Consider the following 24,149-nt stretch of genomic DNA (forward strand, 5'->3'; position numbering starts at 1 on the left):
AATAAAAAACCAGGACCTTGGGCCTGGTTTTTTATTTGGACATCACCTAATAATTGGGTGAAGTACCATTAAAATTTTAACTGGTTGTTTCGTTTTTTCATGTGTTTCTTATAAATATCCGAGAAAAACATCAATCCTATTAAACCAAAAATCACATAGGATAAGTTAAAATACAATGCCGGATCAATTCTGATGTGATCTCCACCAGCAGCAAGTTTAATTATTTGATAGGAATCCAAAGCGACTTTTGCAGCAATAAGGACAAATATTGCAACGAGTACCCTCCAAAGTAATTTCATCTAAAACCCCTCCATTGATTGCATGAAAAATTTTCTATTTGTAAATGCTATAAAAGTTAAAATAATGGGTAAATAAAAGTAGAAATCAGTTGTTAAATATATCAAATTTACGAAAGGAATACAACCCGACTTTTGATCTTTTTATTGTGTATTATAACAGGTGTTGAGAAATTGGTCTATCATAAATCACTTTACAGAAATAAAAATACCACGTAGAATGAAAAAAGTCGCCTTTTGTCGAATGAAAGGAAGAATCACCAAAATTCGAAAAGAGAAATTATACTAGTATTACAAAAGGGAGGATTTCAATGTGAAAATGACATTGACGAAGAAAATAATTATCGGTCTTATATTAGGTATTTTAGTTGGCCTTGCATTGAATGTTTATGCACCGTCCTTATTCAAACCATTAGATACATATCTATTTCAACCTCTAGGGAAAATATTTCTTAACCTTATCACTATGCTAGTTGTCCCAATTGTTCTTATCTCCATCACACTTGGAGTGGTCGGACTTGGAGATACAAAAAAGCTTGGAAGTATCGGTTTAAAAACCATTTTATTTTTCTTGATTACAACATGTATCGCCATAACAATCGGACTTACACTTGCTTCCGTTATTCAACCTGGACTTGCCGGTGACTTTGAAAGTATGTTGGTTGATGAACTAGCTGAAGAAGATACACCGGAAAAAGCTCCTCCGGTTATGGAAACCCTTTTAAACATTATTCCAACAAACCCGATTAAAGCAATGGCTGAAGGTGAAATGTTGCAAATCATTTCATTCTCCGTATTACTTGGATTTGCCATAAATGCATTGGGGGAAAAAGCAGGAAAGGTAAAAACCCTTCTTGAACAAGCAAATGATATCGTCATGCTGCTTGTAAATATCGTAATTAAAACAGCTCCTTATGGCGCATTTGGTTTAATTGCTTCAGCAGTTGGCGGACTTGGCTTAGATGCTATTAAGGCTATGGGAGCATACTTTTTAGTCGTTATTTTAGCTTTATTCTTACATTTCTTTATCACATACGGCGGTGCGTTATTCTTCTTGGGGAGAATCAATCCAATTACGTTCTTCAAGCGTTTCATTCCTGCAATGAGTGTTGCTTTCAGTACATCAAGCAGTAATGCAACCTTACCAATGTCCATGGATGTCGCACAAGAAAACCTTGGAGTTCCAAAGAGGATCAGTAGCTTCGTACAACCGCTTGGTGCGACCATAAATATGGATGGTACAGCAATCATGCAGGGTGTTGCCACGGTATTTATTGCTCAAGTATACGGAATTGACTTAAGTTTGACGCAACTTCTAACTGTCGTAGGTTTGGCTGTTGTTGCGAGTATCGGAACAGCAGGTGTACCGGGAGTAGGATTCATCCTTCTTGCCATGGTGCTAGGACAGGTTGGACTTCCGGTTGAAGGAATTGCCTTGATACTAGGAATTGACCGTCTGCTTGATATGACTAGAACAGCAGTTAATATCACAGGTGATGCAGCATGTGCTTATATAGTTGCAAAATCTGAAGATGGAGAAGTTAAATTACCAGAGGAACAAAGAATATAAAAGGAAAGCCATTCCGGATTGTATATCTGGAATGGCTTTTTTTAATAAAAGAAGAAAGTATAAAACACTGTTGAATTCCGTTCCAGGCGCTTCGCTTGCCTGCGGGCGGTCCGGAAGCCTCCTCGGGCATTCGCCCTGTGGGGTCTTCCCTGTCCCTTCCTCCCGCGGGCGTCTGCGCGCCTTCCACTCCAATCAACAAGATGGCTTCATTCATTTAAGGGTTTATGAAAAAGTATCTAACCGAGTTAACTGGAAAAGCATTAACGTAAAATCCACTCAATTTTCAGCTGTGGATTGGAGCAAATGGCGAAGACTCCAGCGGGGGAGTAACGGTTGGTTGAGACCCCGCAACGAAGTGAGGAGGCTCAAGCACCGTCCCGCGGAAAGCGAAGCCATTTGCGGAAAGAAACAGCGGCGATTAAACATAAACTAAAGTTTTTTTATTGTGAAATCTTCAGGCCGATTACGCCGATTATTATTAGTGATAGCAAAAAGATTCGGATTCTGTCTTTTGATTCTTGAAAGAAAATCATCCCAAGGACTACACTTCCCGCAGAACCGATTCCTGTCCAGACAGCATAAGCAGTGCCCATAGGTATTTCTTTCAAGGCAAGGGACAGAAAGTAGAAACTAGACAAGCCGATTACTACAAAACAAATAGAAGGGATAAGCCTTTTGAAGCCTTCTGCTAATTTAAGGGATGCCACTGCCCCGATTTCACAAATTCCAGCTATGGTAAGGAAAATCCAAGCCATTTTAATTCCCCTCCTCTAGAACTTCTGTTTCCGTTGTATCATCAGAAGTTGTCATTTTTAAACCAATGATTCCAATCAGCATAAGACTTAGAAAAAACAGTTTGGAAGGGCTTGCTGACTCTTGAAAATATAATATCCCTACAATTGCTGTTCCTGCTGCACCAAGGCCTGTAAAAATGGCATATGCCGTTCCGATTGGCAAAAACTTTAATGACTTAGAAAACAAATAAAAACTTATTGCCAATGTAATAAGGGTTATTATACTAGGCACTAGAACAGTAAATCCTTCCGAATACCTTAGTCCTATTACCCAGATAATTTCCAATAGACCTGCGATAAAAATATACATCCATTGCATTTTGCTATTTTCCTCCTATCTCAGTTGCTTTCCAAAAATGTTCAAATGCATGTTCCGCTTTCTTGTCAAAGTCAGAACTGGAATAAAAGAACCGTTGTACAAACAATCCATCAATCAAGCAGTAATATGCGTCAATAAGAGGTTCTAGCGGTTGTGGTGGGATTTCACCGTTTTGTAGTCCTTTGCTAAAAATGTTAGACAAAATATCAGTCGTATACGATTCTGTTTGAAGAAAATGTTCGTGTATAGATGATCGGAATTTTTCCTCAGGGAAAAGTAGGGTGCGTTTATACAATAAACCCAGTGTTTCGTCTTTCCAGAAATCTATCATGTTAATTAGTAGACGCTTTAACAATGGCTTTGTAGAACTTGATTGAATCTCCAAAGAATCAATAGCGACTCTATCAATAAACGTGTCCATCAGTTCTTGCAGGATGGTGATATATAAATCATCTTTATTTTTAAAATGAGCATACAAAGAAGGTTTCTTAATACCAACTAATGATGCTACATCATTTAAAGATGTACCAAAATATCCTTTTTGAGCGAAAAGTTGGAGTGCATGCTGTTTGATAAGATCCGAAGTCGAGTAAGACATGTTATACCTCCTGAAGATTAAACTACCTACCGTTCGTTAGTTTGGCGATGAATCATATTATATGATAAGTATCCTAATAAATCAATGAGTTTTACTTTTGAATGAAAAGGGTATTAAAAAGCTAAGAGATGAGGGAGGAATTGATGTGAATAAGAGGTTAAAAGCCAAGTTGGAGAAGAGGCAGGCTCTTTTTAAATCTCAAACCGAGCATAGAGCCATAGGAAAAACCATTCGTTTAGCAACCTCACGACAAGGAGCTCAAAGCAATACACATCGACTCACAACTAGAGATTACAGTAAGGAGGTATTATCTTGAGTGTAGAAAGAATTAATAAACATATGGAGCGCGAGAAAAACAGAAAAGCGCAAAAGGCTGCTCAGCCGGCATATGAAGTGTCCGTTAATGATAATTCTTTCAAGGTTACAGGTGTGAAATCTGAAAAAGAAGCCATTGATAAGTTATCAAAGTGGAGTGCTTTTCACAACATGATAAACAAGATGAAGGAAAATGACGAAGAAGTGAATATAGAAGCAAAGAAGATACAGGGATAACGAAACACACCACAGAGGGACTGTGGTGTGTTTTTAGTATGCTTAATCTTATGTCTGGCTTCTTTCAGCGTCTTACACGCATTGGAAAGAACGAATACGATTAGAGTCTATTCCGAAGTACATCCAAGTAAAAAAGAACCAGCGATAACCAGCCACAGATCTTCTTCCGATAAAGGTAGGGTAAAACCAGAATTGCTCCCCATTATTTAACCTTACCCATGTAAAGCGATATAAACATCCATAAAATGCACCCGGATCCACTGCTAAAGCAGTAGGCCCACCTGGGGCACCGAAGCTGGCAGTTTGGGGTGGTGGAGTAGATGGAGGCGGTCCAGATGGTGGTCCACTCCCGGGTCCTCCCCCAGGCCCACCACCAGGCGGTCCGAATCCTGGCCCTTGCCCTGGCCCTCCAGGTGGTCCAAATCCAGGTGGTCCTCCAGAAGGTGGCCCAAAACCAGGCCCTTGCCCACCACCAGGAGGCGGTCCGAATGGTGGAAAACTAAGTTGACGATAAGGATACATAGGATTGCTCCCTTCTATTCAATTCTCTATACGGTATGCAGGCGCCCAAAGGTTGGTGAAACAAAAGATTGTTTTTGCATGAATAAAGGCCAAAAAAATATCAGGCTTCCAATAAGGAAACCTGAGTAGTCTTGTTTTTATTTTGCTATTAACACGGGGCAGTTAGCGGTGTTTGTGACCTTATCGCTTACACTTCCCAGAATTAATTTCTTTAGTCCTCCAAGGCCTCTGCTACCGATAATGATGAGGTCGTTTTGTTGTGTGTCGGCAAAATTGCAGATTGTTTTGGCTGGATCACCTTGCATGACCTCTACTTGTGCCTCCACTCGTTCTTGTGATAATAGGGCATGAACCTCACTTAATGATTGTGTGGTGGCATCATTTTCGGCTGTAGCAACTCGCTGTTGACTAGGCACCTTATCTTTCACATTATTTGTATAGATATTCAATCCGTCCACATTGCCCATTCCACCGGCAGGAAGTGTATCAGGTCTAGTAGCTGGGATGGGGACATTTACAGATGTTTCTTCTAGAACATGTAAAATGGTAAGGTGTGAGTGTAACTTTTTTTTCATATTTATCCCCATTTGAACTGCTTTCAAACTGCTCTTGGAACCGTCATAAGCAATTAAAATATTATTGAAAGTTTCCATTTTTATCTGCTCCTTTTTCCTCATTTTAAGTAAGTTCATTGTTATAAATTAAATACCCTAAGCAATAACTTTTAAAACAAGAGAGAAGATGTGCAAAACCTCTATTTTGCTTGAATGATAATATGCTCAAACTTTGTTACATCAAAAAGTCCAGTATCTGTTAACTTCAATTCCGGGATAACAGGAAGACTTAAAAAGGATAATGCTACAAAAGGATTAAAGTTATTTTGGCTGCCGATTAGTTGTAACGCATCATGAAGATCTTTCAAGGACGAAAGAGTATTTTCTGTCGGCATATTGGACATCAACCCCGAAATCTCAAGTGGCAATGAGGCTACTATTTTTTCCTCACAAACAACCACCAGGCCGCCTTTCATTTGTTCTATCGCTTGGACTGCAATTAACAGATTTTCATCGCTGGTGCCAACTGTGACAATATTATGAGAATCATGTGCTACAGTGGATGCTATTGCTCCATTTTTTATTTGAAACCCTTTAACGATACCAAGGCCAATATGACCACGACACTTATGTCTTTCAATCACTGCGAGTTTCAATTGATCCTCCTCGATGTTTGGTACAAATTCTCCATTATAGGTTGTCACGGTTTCTTTTATACGCTTGGTAACAAGACTGTTATGGATGATTTCTATAATATTGCATGGTTGATCTGTTTCCACACTTATTTTTAAATCTTTTTTATGAATAGGTTTCATGTTTACAGAATCTTTTAATAGATCTGGAACGGCGATTGGAGAGTGTAGATGATCCTGTTCCTTTATTCTTTTTCCATTTTTATAGACATCTTTGATAGTGAACTTTTCAAGGTCTTCAATGAATAGTAAATCTGCAAGGTACCCTGGCGCCACCGCTCCTCTATCCTTTAATGAGAAACACTCTGCGGCATTTAATGTGGCAATTTGAATGGCTAGCAGTGGGTCAAGTCTTTCTTGAATGGCGATTCGGATATTATGGTCGATACTACCTTCATTCACCAAATCATCAAGATGTTTATCGTCAGTACAGAATAGAAAACGTCTTGCGTTTCGCTCATTTACTAGATGGATTAAAGACCTGACATCTTTAGCTACGGTTCCTTCCCGCATCATGACATACATTCCCCGCTTTAGTCTTTCTTTTGCTTCTTGTGCAGTGACGCATTCGTGATCGGTTTTTATGTGGGCAGAGGCATAGATGTTCAAGTCCTCAGGAGCAAGGCCTGCGCCGTGTCCATCTATTTTCTTATCATGCTGTATTGCTTGTGCCAATTTTGCTACCATTGCTTCGTCGCTGTCACGTACAGCTGGGAAATCCATCACTTCGGCCAATCCGATGACCCTCTCATGATTGTAAAATGGGGCAAGGTCATGTGCCTCGATGTTGGCTCCGTTGTGTTCGAAAGATGTAGCAGGAACACAAGATGGTAGCATGAAAAAGACATCAATCGGACATTCTTCTGTAGCATCCAACATGAACTGAATTCCTGACGTCCCACTTACATTTGCAATTTCATGAGGGTCGGTAATGATGGTAGTGACTCCATGTGTCAGAATTGTCCGGGTGAAATAGTGGGGATGGATCATGGAGGATTCCATATGAACATGCCCATCAATCAGGCCGGGACAAATGAATGCTCCTTCAGCATCTACCACTTCCTCCCCATCATAATTACCTATACCAATAATCATGCCGTTTTTTATGGCAATATCTTCTTCTATTATCTCTAAATTAAATACATCTATGATTCTTCCGTTTTTAATAACGAGGTCTGCTTTTGTCTTTTTTGCTGCTGCTTTTATCATAGATTCCAAGTTAAGTGTCATGTTTTTCCCCTCCAAAATAGATAAAACTCCAAGCAATAACTTGGAGTTCGACCATGGAGAATACCCCTCAATCTTTTTGCACTGTTTTTACAGTTACAATAAGAGGGTGGGGATTCTCGTAGTCAAACTCTTTACGGTAGTTTGGTAGAAACTTATGGACCATATCTCCAAGATTATACGAGTAGTTCAATATGAGTATTTTTCCCATTATAGTGGGGTGGAGGAATAGACGTCAAGCTCCTATTTGTAGCGGGAAAATTTCGAATTTGGGAAAAGGGGTTCATTTTTGTAGAAAAAGGGTATGTAATAGTGTTTAACGTTGAGGAATGGTATTATCAACAAAGATGAATGGCTTTTACATATTTTAATGTGGCCAATCTTTGTTTATGCATGTCACCCTAAAAAAGAGCGGGTGGCATTCGAATACCTATTATTAGTTTTGTTGCATATAGGGGGTTCTTATGGCTGAAAGAGCAAGTAAGTCTAAACGAAAAGTAAGTTTGAGAGCGGTACTTCTTATTGCGGGGTTACTGGCTCTAATTATATTGCTTGGAATGCAATTATATATTAATACAAGGGACGTCAGTGCGCTGACAGATCCATTACCGCAATCATCGGTACTTTATGATAGGGGTGGGGAAGTCGCTAGCAGGATTACCTCCAATCAGATAGAAGGTGTACCATCTGATGAAATTCCGGAAGTGATGAAACAGGCGGTTGTAGCCGTAGAAGATCAGCGATTTTATGAGCATGACGGGTTTGACTTTGTAGGGACTTTACGTGCCCTTACAACAAATGTTAAAGCTGGGGGCTATGTGCAGGGTGGAAGTACGATTACCCAACAACTGGCCAAAAACGTCTTTTTATCTCATGATAAGACATTAAAACGAAAAGCGGACGAATTCTTCTTAGCAAAAAAAGTGGAAAAATCCTACTCAAAGGATCAAATCATAAGCCTGTATCTTAATCAAATCTACTTTGGTGAAGGTGCATGGGGAATTAAGCGGGCAGCCGCGGTTTATTTTGCAAAAGACCCGAAAGATCTGACACTTGCCGAGTCTGCAACATTGGCAGGGTTAATCAAAGCTCCATCTGCGCTTTCCCCATTAAATAATGAGGAGCGCTCCATTCAGCGCAGAAACTTGGTGCTATCACTCATGCACCAACAAGGATTCATTACGGCTGAAGAAGTGGAAGCGGCAAAAAAAGAGGAATTAAAACTTGAAACGCGTCATGTTGATCCTCATAAAGGGAAATACCCAAGCTTTACGGATTACATTATTGATGAGGCAGAAAGAATGTATGGCATCAGTGAGAGTGAACTCCTTGCTGGAGGATATCGTATTTATACGACGCTCGAACCCAAGGTGCAGGAAGCACTTGAAAAAGTGTATGCAGATCCAGCGAATTTTCCTACCGGTAAGTCCGGAGAGGTGGCGCAAAGCAGTGGGGTTCTGCTTGACCCGAAAACAGGTGGAATTCTAGGGATGATAGGTGGCCGGGATTATCAGTTCCGTGATTTTAACCGTGCATCCAAGCTTAAGAAGCCGCCTGGATCAACAGCAAAACCGTTACTTGTTTATACACCTGCCCTTGAAGAGGGATATGATGTGTATGACATGTTAAATGATTCCCCTACTGAATTTGGTGATTACAAGCCACAAAATCATACGTTGGATTTCCGTGGTGAAGTTTCTATGTATGATGCAGTGTTGAATTCTTATAACATTCCTGCGGTTTCCCTGCTGTATGATATGGGGATTCAAAAAGGCATGGACGCAGCGAAAAAGCTATACTTGCCGGTGGATGAAAAAGAAGATCGTACGCTCGGAAATATAGCATTGGGCGGATTTCATGGCGTTTCCCCGAAACATATGGCCGAAGCGTACTCCGTCTATGCAAACAACGGGGAAATTATTGAATCGCATGGAATCGTTAAGATAGAAACAGTAACAGGAAAAGAAGTGGCTTCTTTTGAGGAAGAAAAGGAACGTGTCTTTTCCGAAGAAGCTGTTCAAAAAATGAACTTTATGCTCAAAGGCGTTGTCGAAGAAGGAAGTGGGAAGAACGCAATCATTGATGGACGGGAAGTTGCCGGAAAAACAGGTTCTACTCAAACAGCTGATAATAACCATGGCGCCACTTCCAATCAGTGGTTTGTTGGTTTCACTCCCCAAATTGTTGGGGCATTCTGGATTGGGTTTGATAAAGAATCTGCTGACAACGTTCTTCCAATCATCTCTGGTGCGGGAAGCCCTTCAGCGAAAGTCTTCCAACAGGTTGTAAGTGAAGCACTTGAAGGAGAGCCGGTAGAATCGCTCAACCTTCCAGCAAGCTTGCAGAAAAAGAAAGATTTTGCGAAGAAGGAAGAGAAAAAGCAGGCGCAAGAGCAGCAAAGCAAAAAAGAGCAAAAGAAGAAAGATGAAAAGAAAAGAGAAGAGAATAAGAAAAAAGAAAATAAGAAAAAGGAAGAAAAAGAGAAAGAGCGTGGCAAGAAGAAAGACCGAGATGACGATGACTAACAGTAACCACCTTCCCCTAATAAATGAGGAAGGTGGTTTTTATATGTTTAGACCATTCAATTTTGTGATAAAGACTATTAAACCAAAAGTTTAATGGAGGGATTTTGTGACCTATCATAAGACGATGGAGAAACTTTCAAACATGAGATTTACTAAACCAGACAAGGTACTAAGCTTATATTTGCACACCGATCGCAGTCATCCAGACCAGCAAGGTGGCGAATGGAAGATAGCATTGAAGAATGGGTTCAATCGATTAGAGGAATATATAGAAGCTAGCAGTATGGAAGAGTTAAAGAGATTGCGTTCCATTCGTGAGAATGTTGAAAAGTATGTAGAAGGTATGGAACGGAAAATGCCGAGAGGCCTAATCATCTTTGCATCTGCTGATAGCGGACTATGGGAGACTTTTGAATTACAGGTCTCTGTGCCGACCAACTTTTATTGGGAGGAATATCCTGTACTCGATGAGCTTCAAAAAATGTATCAGGCATACCCTTTAACTGGGTTTGTTCTTATGCAACAGAATGAAATCAAAATTCTTACATCAATTTTTGCCCTGTTAGAAGAAAGTGAGTCGATGGAATTTGATTTGGAAATAGATGATTGGAGAATGCATCAAGGTCCATCACATCACAGTTCTAGTATGGGAAGCGGAGCCATTAAAACGGCGAGCCAGGTGGACCATTACGAAGATCGCATCAATGCGAATCAGAAGAGGTGGGTAAAGAGCCTTGGCAGCAAGCTTGATAAAAAGGCAGCGGATAAGCAGTGGGAGAAAATAATATTAGTTGGAGATAAAGGAGAAGCAGAATTGCTGGAAGGATATATGAATAAAAAGGTGGACGCCATTATTCAGAAGAACCTTTTAAACGAAAATGAGAATACTGTATTAGAGAAGTTATTAGCTTAACTTTTGGTAAAGCCCCCTAATCATAAAGGGGGCTTTCATTATGGTCCCTGGAGCTATATAACAGGATATTCCGCTTCATATATTGGTTCTGTGTAGTACGGAGGGCGCGGTCCAATTTTGGGCATGGGCCATTTATTTGGTTGGTAAACCATTTGGACTTTTGTATCCGATTGATTGATTAACAATAGTTTGACTTCAGGGTTAAATTCGTAGCTCAAAAGGATTCACTCCTTAGAAATATTTGATCAAAGTGAGGTTTAGAGAAACATCTCTATTCCTCTATCAAGAAGCCGTAAACTCTCCTCCATTTACATGCAGGACTTGCCCTGTAACGAATCGGGAGTCATCTGATGCGAGATAAACATAAGTGGGGGCTAATTCAAATGGTTGAGCTGCCCGCTTCATGGGGTTATATGCACCAAACACTGCTACTTGATCGGAAGAAAAACTTGCAGGAATTAGTGGTGTCCAAGTTCTTCCAGGTGCGACGGCATTTACGCGGATACCTTGGTCAACGATACTATTGGCAAGCGCACGTGTAAACCCGACATTCGCTGCCTTGGTAGCAGTATAATCAATCAACTGTTTTTCCCCCGCATAAGCGACTACGGAGGCGGTATTAATGATGGAACTGCCGGTTTTTAAGTAAGGCAATGCAGCTCTGGTTGTATAGAAATGGGAATAAATATTCACCTTAAACGTGTCGTCAAACTGTTCATCGGTTATATCAAGCAAACTTAGTTGTTGGAATTGTATTCCCACATGATTCACCAGAATATCCAACTTTCCGAAAGCTTGGATTGTTTGTTCTACAATTGCCACACATTGTTTCTTCTCTCTTAAATCCCCAGGCATAAGGATACATCGTTGCCCCAGCTCTTCAATCCGAGATTTTGTTCGGTTCGCATCTTCATGTTCATCAAGATAGGAGATGGCTAGATCTGCACCTTCTTTTGCATAAGAAATCGCTGTCGCTGCACCTATCCCGCTATCCCCGGCAGTAATGAGTGCAACCTTTCCCTTCAGCTTTCCACTGCCCTTATAATTTGGATTTTCAATAATGGGCTTTGGAACCATATATTTTTCCAAACCAGGCTGCTGTAACTGTCGCTGTTCCGGAAAGTTGATTGGTATTTCTTGATATTTTGTTATTTTTCCATAATTAGGGTATAAGGGGTAGGGCTCTTTTTGTTTATTCGATTCAAACCAATCTTGAAACTGTCTCAGCTCCTCCATATGCCGCTGCTTGTCAAATGAGTCCATATAAAACCTCCTTTAATCTTTCTATGCACAACTACATGTATATTTCAGTGATAACTTGGGTTATGCAATTGTTTTGTTGCTTGTTCTCCATCTCCAGACCGAGAAAAATAGAACCGACAGTCGGTTACGGGCAATTTCTAAAGAAGTTAAACTTATTTTAGATAATGAATAGTGGAGGACAAGTGATGAAAAATATGATTGCCATATTCAAGAAACCGAATTACAGTTTGCTGTTCTGGTCGTCTTTTACGTCGACAATGGGAAGTATCGTTGGTATCGCAGCTCTGATGCTGTATTTGTTGGACAGATATTCAGATCAGCCATTTTATGCAGCATTGACGGAATTAATGTATTCTTTGCCTACACTTGCTGTCTTCTTTCTGGTAGGAGTACTAGCAGATAGAATGGATCGACAGAAGATTGCTGTTTACAGTGATCTGATTTGTGCCATTTTGTCGTTGGCACTTATGGGGGCTATATATATTGATTGGATGCCGCTCGTATTCGGGTTGTTGTTCTTAAGAAGTGCTGTATCGAAATTTTTCCATCCTGCCCAGGCTGCAATCATCCAAGGAATCCTTACAAAGGATGAATATACAGTGGCAGCAGGACTAAATCAGATGACAAGCAGTTTGTTCATGCTGTTTGGCAATGCGTTAGGAATTTTTATCTACTGGACGGTAGGCCTTCAAGGTGCTATATTTGTATGCTTTGTCACTTATATGGTGAGCGCTGTTTTAATTAGGGCTTGTAAATTGGAAGAAGAGGTGGTCCTTCCGAATGGCCGACACAAATGGACGCAACTTAATGTCAGGTTTGTAGCGAATGATTTTAAAGATGGAATGCTTTATATTATAAAAAATCCTTTGTTGGTCTACCTTATCATTGGTTTCTTTGTTTTTGGGATCGTAAACGGGGGGCTTTCCGTCATGCCGGCATATATACTTAAATACAAACTTGCTCCAACAGACTACGAGCAGTTCATGATGGTGATGGGAGTAGTATTTGGCATCTCGGTTTTGATTGGAAGCATTATTGCCTCGATGATGGCGAAGAAGCTGAAACTATATCAAATGGTCATCATTGGTTTGGGTGTCTCTGGTGCTTTTGTCGTGGCTAGTGGATATAGCCCGGATATGTATTACTATTTGGCATTCACTGCTTTAATTGGTCTTGGCCTGCCTTTTGTCAACATTGGAATTGGGGGATGGCTGCCTAGGATTGTAGATCCTAAAATGATGGGCAGGGTACAGGGCTGGATTACGCCATTGATGATGTTGTCTCAGTCTATTACTCTCGGAGTCATTGCGTTGACTTTTCAAAAAATCCTTTCAGTGGAAGGGCTTCACCTTCTTGTAGGCGGCTGCTTATTGTTTGTTGGGGTTTTCTATATGTTCACCTTGCCTAAACACGCTACAGAAGAGGAAGAGTCAGCGGAAGGATTGGAAAATTCCGCTTCTGTGTAAAATTATTCTTTGACAAAATAGAAAAAGCAAATTAACATAGGTATCAGAAATTGCTTTCCGACAACTATATACGAATCTACCACTAGGGGTGCCTTTATAAGGCTGAGATTGAAGTGTGACTTCAAGACTCTTAGAACCTGATCTGGTTAACACCAGCGTAGGGAAGTGGGGTCGAGACACTTTTCATTTAAAAGTTCAGCTGTATTAGTGTATTCACCACCTTCTTTGCGCAAGCGAGGAAGGTGGTTTTTTGCATTTACTAACATTTTTAGGAGGAATGGAGAATGAAATTTTCACAGTTGGTAAGAGAGAAAGCGGATTACATTTGGGAGGCGAGCTTCCATCACCCATTTGTAAAAGGGATAGCAGATGGAACTTTATCATTGGAGTCGTTTAAATATTATGTACTGCAGGATGCCTATTATTTAAGCCATTTTGCAAAAGTTCAAGCATATGCCGGAGCAAAGGCTTTTGATTTACAAACGACAGCAAGACTAGCAGCACATGCACAAGGTACATATGAAGCGGAATTATCCTTGCACGAAAATTTTTCAAAACGCCTTGGGGTGACAGAGGCAGAGAAGGCGGCATTCCAGGCAGCTCCGACCGCACACGCTTATACTTCCCATATGTATCGTGCTGTATTGACCGGTGGGTTGGGAGAAGTGATTGCAGCCCTGCTTCCTTGCTACTGGTTATATTATGAAATTGGTGAGAGATTAAAAGATTGCACTCCAGCGGAACCGATCTATCAAGAATGGATTGCAGCATATGGTGGAGAATGGTTCAAGGAGCTTGTGGAAGAGCAGATCAATAGATTGGATGAATTGGCAGACAAGGCAACCGAGGAAGAGAAAGCCAGAAGGCTTGAATATTTCATCATCAGCAGTCAGTATGAATATTCCTTCTGGGAAATGGCCTACACTTTGGAAAAGTGGCCGGTATCTGAAGCCGCAGTGAAGGCTTAGGGGGAATTAATATGAACAAAGGATTAAAGCTTACAGATATATTGGTGACGGTCATTATTGCATTGGTGTTTGGGGTTGTTTATAAAATTTGGGCCCCGGTTTATAACGTGCTAGCTCCATTCGGATTGCAGCTTCAAGAGCTGACATATGGCATGTGGTTCATTGCTGCAACGGTTGCTTATCTACTGATCAGAAAAGCCGGTGTCGCTTTTCTGGCGGAAGTGGCAGCCGCATCAGGTGAATTCTTGGTAGGGTCTGAATATGGATTGATGGTGTTGATATATGGTGTCGTACAAGGGCTTTTTGCTGAAATGGTATTCATGGCTTTCCGCTATAAGCGGTTTGATGTGCTTGTCGCATCTCTTGCAGGTGCCGCAGCAGGTGTAGGTTCGCTTCTATTGGACCTTTTTAGAGGATACCTGTTTGATTATGTATGGTGGAATGTCACATTGCTAATATCTTTCCGTTTGATCGGAGCGGTCCTTTTAGCGGGAGTACTTGCTTATGTTTTGGTAAAAGCGCTAGAGGCAACGGGAGTCACAAGTCTTTTAAGACCGGTGAGCAAGGAGGATTATGACTCCTTAAGGCAATAGGAGGTAAGAGAATGGAAACAATCATACGATTAGACCATTTAAGACTGAAATATCCAGGTGGCGATAAAATCTTTGAAGACTTATCCTTCGAGATTAGAAAAGGGGAAAAGGTATTGATCCTTGGCCCCTCCGGAAGCGGGAAATCGACTCTTATTCAAGTGTTGGCAGGACTCATTCCCAAAGTGGTGGAAGTGCCGATGATTGTGAAAGAGCAGCTTTTGCCCAATTCATGGGGATATGTCTTCCAAGACCCGGATGCACAGTTTTGTATGCCCTATGTGGATGAAGAACTTGCGTTTTTACTGGAAAACCTCGCCGTTCCAAGAGAGAAGATGGGAAGACGGATTGTAGAAGCCCTTGATTTGGTGGGGTTGGACTTACCGAATTTCCACATGAAAATCCAGCAACTCTCAGGAGGGATGAAGCAGCGGCTTGCCATTGCTTCTGTCCTCGCGATGGAGCCAGATGTACTCTTTTTGGATGAACCGACCGCGTTATTAGATCCAGAAGGTACCAGGGAAGTATGGGATACCATTAAGAAAGTGGCAGATGATAAAACCGTCATCATCGTGGAGCATAAAGTGGAGCAGCTGCTTGATTTTGTGGAAAGGATCATTGTGTTGGATGACGCTGGAAATATAATTGCTGATGGTAAGACGCAAGATGTCTTTAAAACCTCGCTTTCTCATTTAAACCAATATGGAATATGGTACCCAGGTGCTTGGGAGAATTATTTGAAAAACAGAAAACCCTTCTCCATGCTTAACATGGAGGCTGAAACGGTGTTAAAAGTAAACGGTTATTCAGGCTTTCGTGGGAAAGAGAAAAAGATTTATGTGGAGGAAGCGGAAATTCGTAAGGGAGAATGGATTTCCGTGGTAGGGGAAAATGGGGCTGGAAAAAGCACATTGCTGGAATCGTTAATGAAGTTGTTAAAGACAGAAGGAACCCTCGAAATTAATGGGGAAAAGGTCATAAATATCCCCACTGACAAGGTAACTTTCGTTTTCCAGAACCCTGAATTCCAATTTGTAACCAAATCTGTGGAAGCGGAAGTTGCTTATACACTGCGCCTAAAGAAAATGGACGAAGGATTGGTATTGGAAAAGGTAGAGGAAATGCTGAGACTTTTCCAATTGGACCACGTGCGTCATCACCATCCATACCAATTATCCGTTGGCCAAAAGCGCAGGCTGAGCGTAGCGGCTGCTGTCATCCATCAGCCGAGTATTCTTCTATTGGATGAACCGACATTTGGCCAGGACAGTAGAAACACATTTGCCATGCTGGAATGGTTGGAAGCATTAAAGGAAGCAGGCGTCGCTATCTTGATGGTTACACATGATGAGAACATTGTTACCGAGTTTGCTGACACCATTTGGACAGTAAAGGATGGAAACCTTATTGATATGAGGAGTAAGGAGAGATTAAGAGGCAGGGGAGAAAAGGATGCAGTTGGAGCTTTATAAAAATAAATCATGGATGCATGATATTAATCCGAGCTTCAAACTACTAGGGATGGTCCTCCTTTTTATAGGTGTCCTGTTCATTCATAATATCAATATCATGCTGAACTTAACCGGAATTCTATTGTTAGTCTATCTTTTAATGACGGGGCAATCGTATAAACTGAAGCTTCTTTTATTGATTCCATTTGTCTTTTTATTTTTCACATCGGCTGTCTCAATGGTTCTGTTTGGAAAGGGAGAAACCACCTGGTTGGAATTCGGATTAATTCATGTCTCGGAGGAAAGTTTTTATCGTGGAATTCATTTAGGGTTACGGTCCCTTGCCTTTGCTTTTTGCGGGTTGATATTCGCCCTGACGACCCGGCCGGTATATTTATTCTATTCATTGATGCAGCAATGGAAGCTACCGCCGAAATTTGCTTATAGCTTTATGGCGGGTATCCGTCTTTTGCCGTTAATCCTACAGGAGTTTCTCACCTTGAGGAAGGCGCTGATTGTTAGGGGAGTGGAGCAGAAAGGCAACTTGTTGAAAAAGATGTACTTTTACAGCATCCCTTTACTCTCCCAAAGTATCAGAAGAGCCCATCGAATTGCTGTGGCAATGGAAGCGAAGCGTTTCAGTAATCAAAAGAATCGTACCTTTTATTACGAGTTGGGCTACTCCCGGATGGATCTTTGGTTCGTGTTTTTAATCCTGTTGATGATTGCTTTGTCCCTTTATCTTGGCATAAGGCTACCCTATGTACCAGTAACGGATGTCAGATACAGCGGATAGTATGCATTTCTTTTGAAAATTAGGAATTGTGTGCTATACTGAAGCCATCAATTAAATAACTCGTAACACTAGGGGAGTCAATAGTGACTGAGATGGAAAGAGTAATTTCCAGACCCTTTGAACCTGATCTAGTTTGTACTAGCGTAGGGAAGTGGAAATGTTCTATCACTGTTGGCTATACATACCACACATAGATAAAACCCACTCTTTACGTTAAAGAGTGGGTTTTTTGCGTTGTAAAAAGTTTTACAAAAGGGTGAGAATCTTTGCAATTACATCTTATTACGGATGGTAAAAAAACGAAGGAAGAGCTTGTAGCTATCTTGTGTGAAGTCCATGAGTCAGTGGATTTCATCCATGTAAGAGAAAAACACCGAAGTGCAATAGAGGTCTTTGAGCTGGTTGATGAGCTGATTAAATCTGGAATCCAGCCCAGGAAAATCATCATAAACGACCGTATCGATGTTGCCCATGTGCTTCATGTCGGCGGCGTACAACTGGCTTATCACAGTCTTGGAGTTTCAGAGATTCGCAGAAATTTTCCTGAATTAAGGGTGGGGAAGTCGGTACATAGTTACGAAGAGGCAATACAGGCAGAAAGGGATGGGGCTGATTTTGTCGTATATGGCCATATTTATTCGACCTCTTCTAAGGAGGGGTTGATACCCAAAGGACTGATGGGATTAAAAAGATTAACAACATCCTTGAAGATACCCGTTATTGCCATAGGTGGAATAACTCCTGACAAACTTCAGGAATTAAGGAGTGCCGGGGCCGGTGGGATTGCGGTCATGTCCGGAATCATGGATGCAAATAATAACGCTCATGCAGCGAAAGCCTTTCAAGCAGCATTGCTTGCCGAAAAGGAGGAGATTGGATGAAAAAAAGCTATGACGTAATTATTATCGGTGGTGGTGTTAACGCCTGTTCCATTGCGTACTATCTTGCCGGTGAAGGAAGAAGTGTATTGCTTTTGGAAAGGGAAAAGTTGGCGGGCAAGGCATCGAGTGCAGCTGCAGGCATGCTTGGAGCCCAGGTAGAAGTGAGTGAAGAAGGAGCACTTTTTGATATTGCCAAGGAAAGCAGGGCGATGTTTCCCTCTCTTCAGTACGAATTGAAGGAGCACTCGGGAATCGACATAGAACTTGTGCAGAAAGGGATGCTGAAGCTTGCCATGAATGAGGAAGAGGAACGGCACCTAAAAAGCACGATTGCCTTCCAACAAAAGCTAGGGGAACGGGCAGAATGGCTTGCGCCTGAACAAGTAGCAGCAAGGGAGGGGCAACTATCGGATGCTCTGTTGGGGGCGATGGACATTCCGATGGATGGCCATGTCAACCCTGAACGACTTACCCATGCATTTGCGAAATCGGCCGTCAACCTTGGAGCGGAAGTGAAAGAGTATGTAGAGGTGTACTCGCTACTGATGGATGGGAGTACCGTTAAAGGTGTTGAAACAAGCAACGGTACGTTTCATGGGGGAAATGTAGTCGTTGCAGCAGGCGCTTGGAGTAAAAGGCTGCTTGGTGAGTGCGGCGTGACCGTTTCCGCATATCCGGTAAAAGGGGAGTGCTTCTCTGTCATCACAGAGCGACCATTGCTCGCAAGTACTATTTTTACAGAAAGCTGTTACATTGTTCCGAAAAGCGGAAACAGGCTAGTTATCGGGGCCACGATGATCCCTGACACTTTTTCTGAGAATGTTACGGTAGGTGGGCTTTTTCAGTTAATGGAGGAAGCTGCCAGAGTGCTTCCGGCTTTGAAGAGCGCCACTTTTGAGAAAGCTTGGTCAGGGATACGCCCGCAAACGGGGGATGGTCTTCCATATCTGGGGCAGCATCCGAAATATAAGAATCTTGTCATCGCTACCGGACATTATCGGAATGGAATCCTACTATCCCCCATCACAGGAAAACTTGTAACAAAAATGATTCAAGGTGAGCCTTTGCCTGTTTATATGGAAGCTTTTAAGTTAGATAGAGTAAAAGAATATGCAAGGGGTGAGTAGTTTGAAACTAATTATTAATGGTGACGCTATCGAAATTCCGGATTCAGTGAAGACCGTATCGGAACTGTTAGTGCATTTTCAACTGGACCAGAAAGTGGTCATAGTGGAAAAGAATAAAGAGATTCTGCAAAAGGAAGATCATGTGGCAGAGAACGTGCAAGATGGAGATCAATTCGAATTAGTACATTTCGTAGGAGGCGGTTAATATGTTGAAAATTGGTTCATATTCCTTTAATTCCAGGTTGTTGTTAGGAACAGGGAAGTACCCAGACTTTGATATCCAAAAGCAGGCGGTGGATGTTTCAGAATCGGAAATACTGACATTCGCGGTTAGAAGAATGAACATCTTTGAAGCAAGTCAGCCAAACTTTCTGGAAAAGTTAGATTTGGAGAAATACACGCTATTACCGAACACAGCAGGTGCCAAAACGGCGGAAGAAGCTGTAAGAATTGCCAAGCTTGCGAAGGCTTCCGGGCTTTGCGACATGATTAAGGTGGAAGTAATCGGTTGTTGGAAAACACTATTGCCAGATCCGGTCGAAACGTTGAAGGCAACGGAAGAACTTTTAAAAGAAGGCTTTACGGTGCTTCCTTATACTTCAGATGATGTAGTGCTTGCTAGAAAACTAGAAGAACTTGGGGCCCACGCCATCATGCCAGGTGCTTCTCCAATCGGTTCCGGACAAGGAATTATCAACGAATTGAACTTAGGATTTATCATTGAACAGTCCAATGTACCGGTTATCGTGGATGCAGGAATCGGTTCACCAGCAGATGCTGCAAAGGCGATGGAGTTGGGAGCCGATGGTGTGCTATTGAATACGGCTGTTTCCGCAGCAAAAAATCCCGTGAAAATGGCAGAGGCTATGAAACTTGCAATTGAAGCTGGGCGTCTGGGGTATGAGGCTGGAAGAATGGAGAAGAAACGTTACGCGACAGCCAGCAGTCCAAGTGAAGGAATGAGTGTGGGGTAATGGATCGATATTCACGTCAGACTCTGTTCGCACCGATTGGAGCGGCTGGTCAAAAAAGCATCGGTGCGAAACACGTGTTGCTCATCGGTGCTGGGGCATTGGGCACGGGAAATGCGGAGGCACTGGTGAGAGCTGGAGTCGGAAAAATCACCATCATAGACAGGGATTATGTGGAGTGGAGCAACCTTCAACGTCAACAGCTTTATTGCGAAAAGGATGCTCGTGAAAAAATGCCAAAAGCGGTGGCAGCAAAGGAACGGCTACAGCTGATCAATTCAGAAGTGGAAATAAATGCGTACATTGCGGATGTAACGGTAGATATGTTGGATGCACTGGTGAAAAAAGAGGGGTTTGACCTATTGCTTGATGCAACCGATAACTTTGATATCCGCATGATTATGAATGATATTAGTCAAAAGCATGGTGTTCCTTGGATATATGGTGCGTGTGTGGGAAGTTACGGTATCTCTTTTACGATTTTTCCAGGCGAAAGCCCCTGCTTGCAGTGTTTGCTGAAAACCGTTCCACTGGGAGGGGCAACCTGCGATACAGTCGGAATTATTGCCCCGGCTGTGGGGATGGTGGTCGCGCATCAAGTTGCAGATGCGTTGAAAATTCTTTCTGGGAACGGAAGGGACTGCAATCGTAAGCTCGTTTCCTTCGATCTATGGAAAGGACAGTATGTCTCCTTGAATGTAGAAAAATTGAAGGACCCTGAGTGCTTAAGTTGTGGAGAAAATCAGACGTATCCTCATCTATCTTTTGAAAACCAGACGAAAACGGCTGTCCTCTGCGGAAGGGATTCTGTGCAGATAAGGCCGGCGGAAACAATGCCAGAAGGAAGAAATCTGGGGGTTCTTAAAGAACTTTTAATAACTCAGGGAATAAGCGTAGAATCAAATCCTTACTTGATGTCCTTTCATGTTGAAGGCCATCGTTTGGTAGCTTTCCAAGACGGTAGAGTGCTAGTTCATGGAACAAAAGATATTGCTAGAGCGAAAACTTTGTATCACCGATATTTAGGATAAGGGACTGAGAAACCTATGGTAGCAAAAGTATTAACAATTGCAGGTTCCGATAGTGGCGGAGGGGCCGGCATCCAGGCAGATATCAAAACGTTCCAGGAGCTGGATGTGTATGGGATGTCGGCCATCACCGCCTTGACCGCTCAAAACACATTAGGGGTCCAAAGCGTCTATCCGATTCCTGTGGACATGGTGTTGGAGCAATTGCATTCCATTGCAGAGGATTTACGTCCGGATGCTTTAAAGACCGGCATGCTTTTCAGCAGCGTCATCATAGAGGCTGTAGCCGGAAAAATTGCAGAACATGGCTGGGGGAATGTCGTGGTGGATCCCGTCATGATAGCCAAAGGCGGGGCAAGACTTTTACAGGAGGATGCCATTAGGGCCATCCGGGAAAAACTTTTACCGCTAGCAACCGTTACAACGCCAAATATCCCTGAAGCAGAAGTGCTGACGGAAATGACGCTGGATACAATAGACAGGAGAAAGGAAGCGGCCCGAATGCTTCACCGACTCGGATCTTCCTATGTTGTCATCAAAGGCGGGCATGGGGAAGAAGATGAGCTGATTGACCTTGTTTATGATGGCAGTAGCTTTTTGGAGTTGAAAAGTATGCGCATAGATACAAGGCATACTCATGGAACAGGGTGTACGTTCGCGGCGGCTATTGCGGCTGGACTTGCTAAAGGTTGTAAAGCAGAGGATGCCATCGTGACGGCTAAACGATTTATTCATCTTGCCATTGAGATAGAGCTTGGTATTGGAAGTGGTCATGGCCCGACTAATCATTGGGCATACCGAAAAGCAGGTGTAGGGGTATGAAGAGGGAGTGGCTGAACCTATATTTTGTGATGGGGAGTACTGATTGTGATGGTCGCGATCCTAGGGTTGTGCTGCAGGAAGCAATCAACGGAGGTGTAAGTTTTTTTCAGTTTCGTGAAAAAGGGAATGGTGCCAAGGTAGGGATGGAAAAAAGGAAGCTTGCACGGGAGCTTAAGGAAATCTGTAAGAGGCATGACGTCCCGTTTATTGTGAATGATGACATTGATTTAGCTTTGGAGGTTGAAGCGGATGGCGTGCATATTGGGCAAGAAGATACACCTTTTTCAGTGGTGGAGGAACGTCTAGCACCTGGGATGATTATCGGTGTTTCTTGTCACACAGTGGAAGAGGCTGCAGCGGCTGTGGATGATGGTGCAGATTATATCGGAGTCGGACCTATGTACTTTACTGCCACAAAAAAGGACATCAGGGAAGTGAAGGGGCCGGAGGTAATCAGGGAGATTAGGAACGCTGGTTTGAAGGTTCCCATTGTGGGAATCGGCGGCATCAATGCGGGAAACGCGTTGGATGTGTTAGAGGCTGGGGCCGATGGAGTTGCGGTGATTTCTGCCATCTCAAAAGCGGAATCGGCTTTGGAAGCAGCAAAAGAGTTTAGTCGTATTCACAACATTGTCACAAAATAATCACTAATTCTTCCAATCAATGATATAATAAAATTACCATTTACTTTATAACATGTTTGCATGTATTCCCCTGCTCTTAAATTAGAGTAGGGGTTTTTTTGATCAAAAAGCAGGGCCATCAAAAAAGAGCCTGCCGCACAAAAGCAGCAAGCCCCCGACAATTATTATTTTACTACTACTTCTTCTTCCTTCATCATATCAATGGAAGGTCCGAAAAACTCGTATCTGATATTATCCTCAGCGACTCCAAGTTTACCAAGCATGGAGATGACAAACTTCATGAATGGAACTGGTCCACACACATAATACTGAGCATCTTTATCGATGTTTAATGCTTTTAACATGTTTTCCGTGATGTAACCTTGTTCATGGAAAGCTCCTAATCTTACATCCTCATCTGAAGGGTTTTCATAAACAAATAACTTTTTCCCGTTTTCCATTATATCAATGGTTTCTCTGACTTCATCTTTAAATGCATGTACAGAGCCATTTCTCGCAGCATGAATGAAAGTGGTTGGTCTTGCCGGTTGTTCTTTGGCAATGGTCTTCAACATACTTAGCATTGGGGTGATACCAACACCACCGCTTATTAAGTAAACAGGTGAGTCTTGGTTTGTTTCAAGGACGAAGTCACCTGCTGGTGCAGTCACTTCCACTGTATTTCCTGTTTCCACATGGTCATGAAGATAATTGGAAACGGCCCCACTCGGATCGCTATTTTCTTTTTTGACAGATATTCTAAAATATTCGCCATTAGATGCATCTGACAAGCTATATTGGCGGTTGAATAAATTCTTTTCTCCAGGGATGGAAAGTCTGATTGTAATGTATTGGCCAGGAGTGAAGGACGGAACAGCAGAACCGTCGGACGGCTTCAAATAGAAGGAAGTAATCAGTTCGCTTTCCTCGACCTTTTCCACCACTTCAAAGTTTTTGAAATCTTCCCAGCCGGCATTCTGTTGAGCGGCTGCTTCATACATTTCCTTCTCAACTGAAATGAATACGTCAGCGATAACTCCATAAGCTTCTCCCCATGCTTCAATAATTTCATCTGTCGCTGCATCACCTAGAACAGCCTTGATTGCTTCAAGTAAATGTTCACCGACTATAGGATAATGTTCAGGTTTAACTGCTAAACTTCTATGTTTGTGGGCAATCTGTTTTACAGCTGGCAAAAGGACTTCCAACTGATCGATGTAAGTAGCTGCTGCGTAAATCGTGTTGGCTAAAGCGGTTTGCTGACGGCCTTTCTTTTGATTGGCGTGATTAAAAATATTTAATAACTCTGGATGGTTGGTGAATAGTGTTTTATAGAAATGAGTAGTAATCTCCTCACCTTTTACGGCTAAGACTGGAGCAGTTGATTTTACAATTTGTATAGTATTTGAGCTAAGCATCGAGATGCCTCCCTGTTTAAAAGATATATTTTAAATACATCTTTATTATAAAGGAAAGTTGAACTAAAGTAATATATAAAATACATCTTTAACAAATTGGTCACAAGTTAGGCAAATAGTCGGATTTGGGTTTCATTTCCTCATTAATAGAATAAAAAACAAAACAAAAAGGCTCCCATTGCT

Annotated in this window: 25 protein-coding genes and 3 riboswitches; of the genes, 16 read left to right on the forward strand and 9 right to left on the reverse strand. The window is 42.0% G+C overall.

Annotated elements, in window-relative coordinates; all coding sequences use genetic code 11:
- Positions 1 to 68 precede the first annotated feature (68 nt).
- Complete coding sequence (locus K7887_RS05905; RefSeq protein ID WP_223492622.1) at positions 69 to 299, reverse strand: hypothetical protein; 231 nt, start codon at positions 297 to 299, stop codon at positions 69 to 71.
- 316 nt (positions 300 to 615) lie between these two features.
- Between K7887_RS05905 and K7887_RS05910 the strand changes: the two genes are divergently transcribed.
- Entirely contained in the window at positions 616 to 1,866 is a 1,251-nt protein-coding gene (locus K7887_RS05910) for a dicarboxylate/amino acid:cation symporter (RefSeq protein ID WP_223493589.1), read from the forward strand.
- A 440-nt stretch (positions 1,867 to 2,306) separates the two neighbouring features.
- Here the strand turns inward: K7887_RS05910 and K7887_RS05915 are convergent, their stop codons facing one another.
- Genes K7887_RS05915 through K7887_RS05925 form a run of 3 tightly spaced genes read right to left on the reverse strand, consistent with a single transcriptional unit; the run spans position 2,307 to position 3,577 of the window.
- Positions 2,307 to 2,621: a DMT family transporter gene (locus K7887_RS05915; protein ID WP_223492623.1), complete on the reverse strand. Its 315-nt coding sequence runs from the start codon at positions 2,619 to 2,621 to the stop codon at positions 2,307 to 2,309.
- 1 nt (position 2,622) lies between these two features.
- Positions 2,623 to 2,979: a DMT family transporter gene (locus K7887_RS05920; RefSeq protein WP_223492624.1), complete on the reverse strand. Its 357-nt coding sequence runs from the start codon at positions 2,977 to 2,979 to the stop codon at positions 2,623 to 2,625.
- A 4-nt stretch (positions 2,980 to 2,983) separates the two neighbouring features.
- Positions 2,984 to 3,577: a TetR/AcrR family transcriptional regulator gene (locus tag K7887_RS05925; RefSeq protein ID WP_223492625.1), complete on the reverse strand. Its 594-nt coding sequence runs from the start codon at positions 3,575 to 3,577 to the stop codon at positions 2,984 to 2,986.
- Positions 3,578 to 3,889: 312 nt separating this feature from the next.
- Between K7887_RS05925 and K7887_RS05930 the strand changes: the two genes are divergently transcribed.
- Entirely contained in the window at positions 3,890 to 4,129 is a 240-nt protein-coding gene (locus tag K7887_RS05930; RefSeq protein WP_223492626.1) for a hypothetical protein, read from the forward strand.
- A gap of 72 nt (positions 4,130 to 4,201) precedes the next feature.
- Here K7887_RS05930 and K7887_RS05935 read toward each other — a convergent pair whose 3' ends face one another.
- From K7887_RS05935 to ade, 3 genes are all read right to left on the reverse strand, one after another.
- Positions 4,202 to 4,651 (reverse strand): hypothetical protein, encoded by a 450-nt coding sequence (locus K7887_RS05935; RefSeq protein WP_223492627.1) that lies wholly within the window; start codon positions 4,649 to 4,651, stop codon positions 4,202 to 4,204.
- Between the two features lie 137 nt (positions 4,652 to 4,788).
- On the reverse strand, positions 4,789 to 5,304 hold the full coding sequence (locus K7887_RS05940) for a universal stress protein (RefSeq protein ID WP_223492628.1): 516 nt from the start codon (positions 5,302 to 5,304) through the stop codon (positions 4,789 to 4,791).
- Between the two features lie 101 nt (positions 5,305 to 5,405).
- Entirely contained in the window at positions 5,406 to 7,127 is a 1,722-nt protein-coding gene (gene ade / locus K7887_RS05945; RefSeq protein WP_223492629.1) for an adenine deaminase, read from the reverse strand.
- Positions 7,128 to 7,226: 99 nt separating this feature from the next.
- A riboswitch (purine riboswitch) is annotated at positions 7,227 to 7,328 on the reverse strand.
- A gap of 260 nt (positions 7,329 to 7,588) precedes the next feature.
- Here ade and K7887_RS05950 point away from each other — a divergent pair.
- Together K7887_RS05950 and K7887_RS05955 are read left to right on the forward strand one after the other, a co-directional pair.
- Positions 7,589 to 9,649 carry a transglycosylase domain-containing protein gene (locus K7887_RS05950; protein ID WP_223492630.1) on the forward strand — a complete coding sequence of 687 codons (2,061 nt, stop codon included), beginning with the start codon at positions 7,589 to 7,591 and terminating at the stop codon, positions 9,647 to 9,649.
- 106 nt (positions 9,650 to 9,755) lie between these two features.
- Complete coding sequence (locus tag K7887_RS05955) at positions 9,756 to 10,562, forward strand: VLRF1 family aeRF1-type release factor (protein WP_223492631.1); 807 nt, start codon at positions 9,756 to 9,758, stop codon at positions 10,560 to 10,562.
- Positions 10,563 to 10,844: 282 nt separating this feature from the next.
- On the opposite strand, the gene K7887_RS05960 is transcribed toward K7887_RS05955, so the two are convergent.
- On the reverse strand, positions 10,845 to 11,825 hold the full coding sequence (locus tag K7887_RS05960; protein ID WP_223492632.1) for an SDR family oxidoreductase: 981 nt from the start codon (positions 11,823 to 11,825) through the stop codon (positions 10,845 to 10,847).
- A gap of 185 nt (positions 11,826 to 12,010) precedes the next feature.
- On the opposite strand from K7887_RS05960, the gene K7887_RS05965 reads away from it, so the two are divergent.
- From K7887_RS05965 to thiE, 12 genes are all read left to right on the forward strand, one after another.
- On the forward strand, positions 12,011 to 13,291 hold the full coding sequence (locus K7887_RS05965; protein WP_223492633.1) for an MFS transporter: 1,281 nt from the start codon (positions 12,011 to 12,013) through the stop codon (positions 13,289 to 13,291).
- 74 nt (positions 13,292 to 13,365) lie between these two features.
- A riboswitch (TPP riboswitch) is annotated at positions 13,366 to 13,472 on the forward strand.
- Positions 13,473 to 13,575: 103 nt separating this feature from the next.
- Positions 13,576 to 14,259, forward strand: coding sequence for a thiaminase II (gene tenA / locus K7887_RS05970; protein WP_223492634.1), 684 nt, complete (start codon positions 13,576 to 13,578; stop codon positions 14,257 to 14,259).
- A gap of 11 nt (positions 14,260 to 14,270) precedes the next feature.
- Positions 14,271 to 14,852 (forward strand): ECF transporter S component, encoded by a 582-nt coding sequence (locus tag K7887_RS05975; protein ID WP_223492635.1) that lies wholly within the window; start codon positions 14,271 to 14,273, stop codon positions 14,850 to 14,852.
- Between the two features lie 11 nt (positions 14,853 to 14,863).
- Positions 14,864 to 16,321 (forward strand): ABC transporter ATP-binding protein, encoded by a 1,458-nt coding sequence (locus K7887_RS05980; RefSeq protein ID WP_223492636.1) that lies wholly within the window; start codon positions 14,864 to 14,866, stop codon positions 16,319 to 16,321.
- Complete coding sequence (locus K7887_RS05985) at positions 16,302 to 17,096, forward strand: energy-coupling factor transporter transmembrane component T family protein (protein WP_223492637.1); 795 nt, start codon at positions 16,302 to 16,304, stop codon at positions 17,094 to 17,096. Before K7887_RS05980 ends, K7887_RS05985 begins: the two co-directional genes overlap by 20 nt.
- Positions 17,097 to 17,156: 60 nt before the next feature.
- Positions 17,157 to 17,263: riboswitch (TPP riboswitch) on the forward strand.
- 99 nt (positions 17,264 to 17,362) lie between these two features.
- The gene (gene tenI / locus K7887_RS05990; RefSeq protein WP_223492638.1) at positions 17,363 to 17,977 is read left to right on the forward strand and encodes a thiazole tautomerase TenI; all 615 of its coding nucleotides are present in this window, start codon (positions 17,363 to 17,365) and stop codon (positions 17,975 to 17,977) included.
- A complete protein-coding gene (gene thiO, locus K7887_RS05995) occupies positions 17,974 to 19,104 on the forward strand; it encodes a glycine oxidase ThiO (protein ID WP_223492639.1) in 1,131 nt (376 codons plus the stop codon). Before tenI ends, thiO begins: the two co-directional genes overlap by 4 nt.
- Positions 19,088 to 19,309, forward strand: coding sequence for a sulfur carrier protein ThiS (gene thiS, locus K7887_RS06000; RefSeq protein WP_399209300.1), 222 nt, complete (start codon positions 19,088 to 19,090; stop codon positions 19,307 to 19,309). Before thiO ends, thiS begins: the two co-directional genes overlap by 17 nt.
- A 1-nt stretch (position 19,310) precedes the next feature.
- Positions 19,311 to 20,078 (forward strand): thiazole synthase, encoded by a 768-nt coding sequence (locus K7887_RS06005; protein ID WP_223492641.1) that lies wholly within the window; start codon positions 19,311 to 19,313, stop codon positions 20,076 to 20,078.
- Positions 20,078 to 21,106, forward strand: a complete 1,029-nt coding sequence (locus K7887_RS06010; protein WP_223492642.1) for a MoeB/ThiF family adenylyltransferase — start codon at positions 20,078 to 20,080, stop codon at positions 21,104 to 21,106. Before K7887_RS06005 ends, K7887_RS06010 begins: the two co-directional genes overlap by 1 nt.
- A 15-nt stretch (positions 21,107 to 21,121) precedes the next feature.
- Positions 21,122 to 21,925, forward strand: coding sequence for a bifunctional hydroxymethylpyrimidine kinase/phosphomethylpyrimidine kinase (thiD, locus tag K7887_RS06015; protein WP_223492643.1), 804 nt, complete (start codon positions 21,122 to 21,124; stop codon positions 21,923 to 21,925).
- Positions 21,922 to 22,569, forward strand: a complete 648-nt coding sequence (thiE, locus tag K7887_RS06020; protein WP_223492644.1) for a thiamine phosphate synthase — start codon at positions 21,922 to 21,924, stop codon at positions 22,567 to 22,569. Before thiD ends, thiE begins: the two co-directional genes overlap by 4 nt.
- Before the next feature lie 164 nt (positions 22,570 to 22,733).
- Here the strand turns inward: thiE and hmpA are convergent, their stop codons facing one another.
- Entirely contained in the window at positions 22,734 to 23,966 is a 1,233-nt protein-coding gene (gene hmpA, locus K7887_RS06025) for an NO-inducible flavohemoprotein (protein WP_223492645.1), read from the reverse strand.
- Positions 23,967 to 24,149 lie beyond the last annotated feature (183 nt).

The organism is Sutcliffiella horikoshii (genome assembly GCF_019931755.1).
Lineage (GTDB): Bacteria > Bacillota > Bacilli > Bacillales > Bacillaceae_I > Sutcliffiella_A > Sutcliffiella_A horikoshii_E.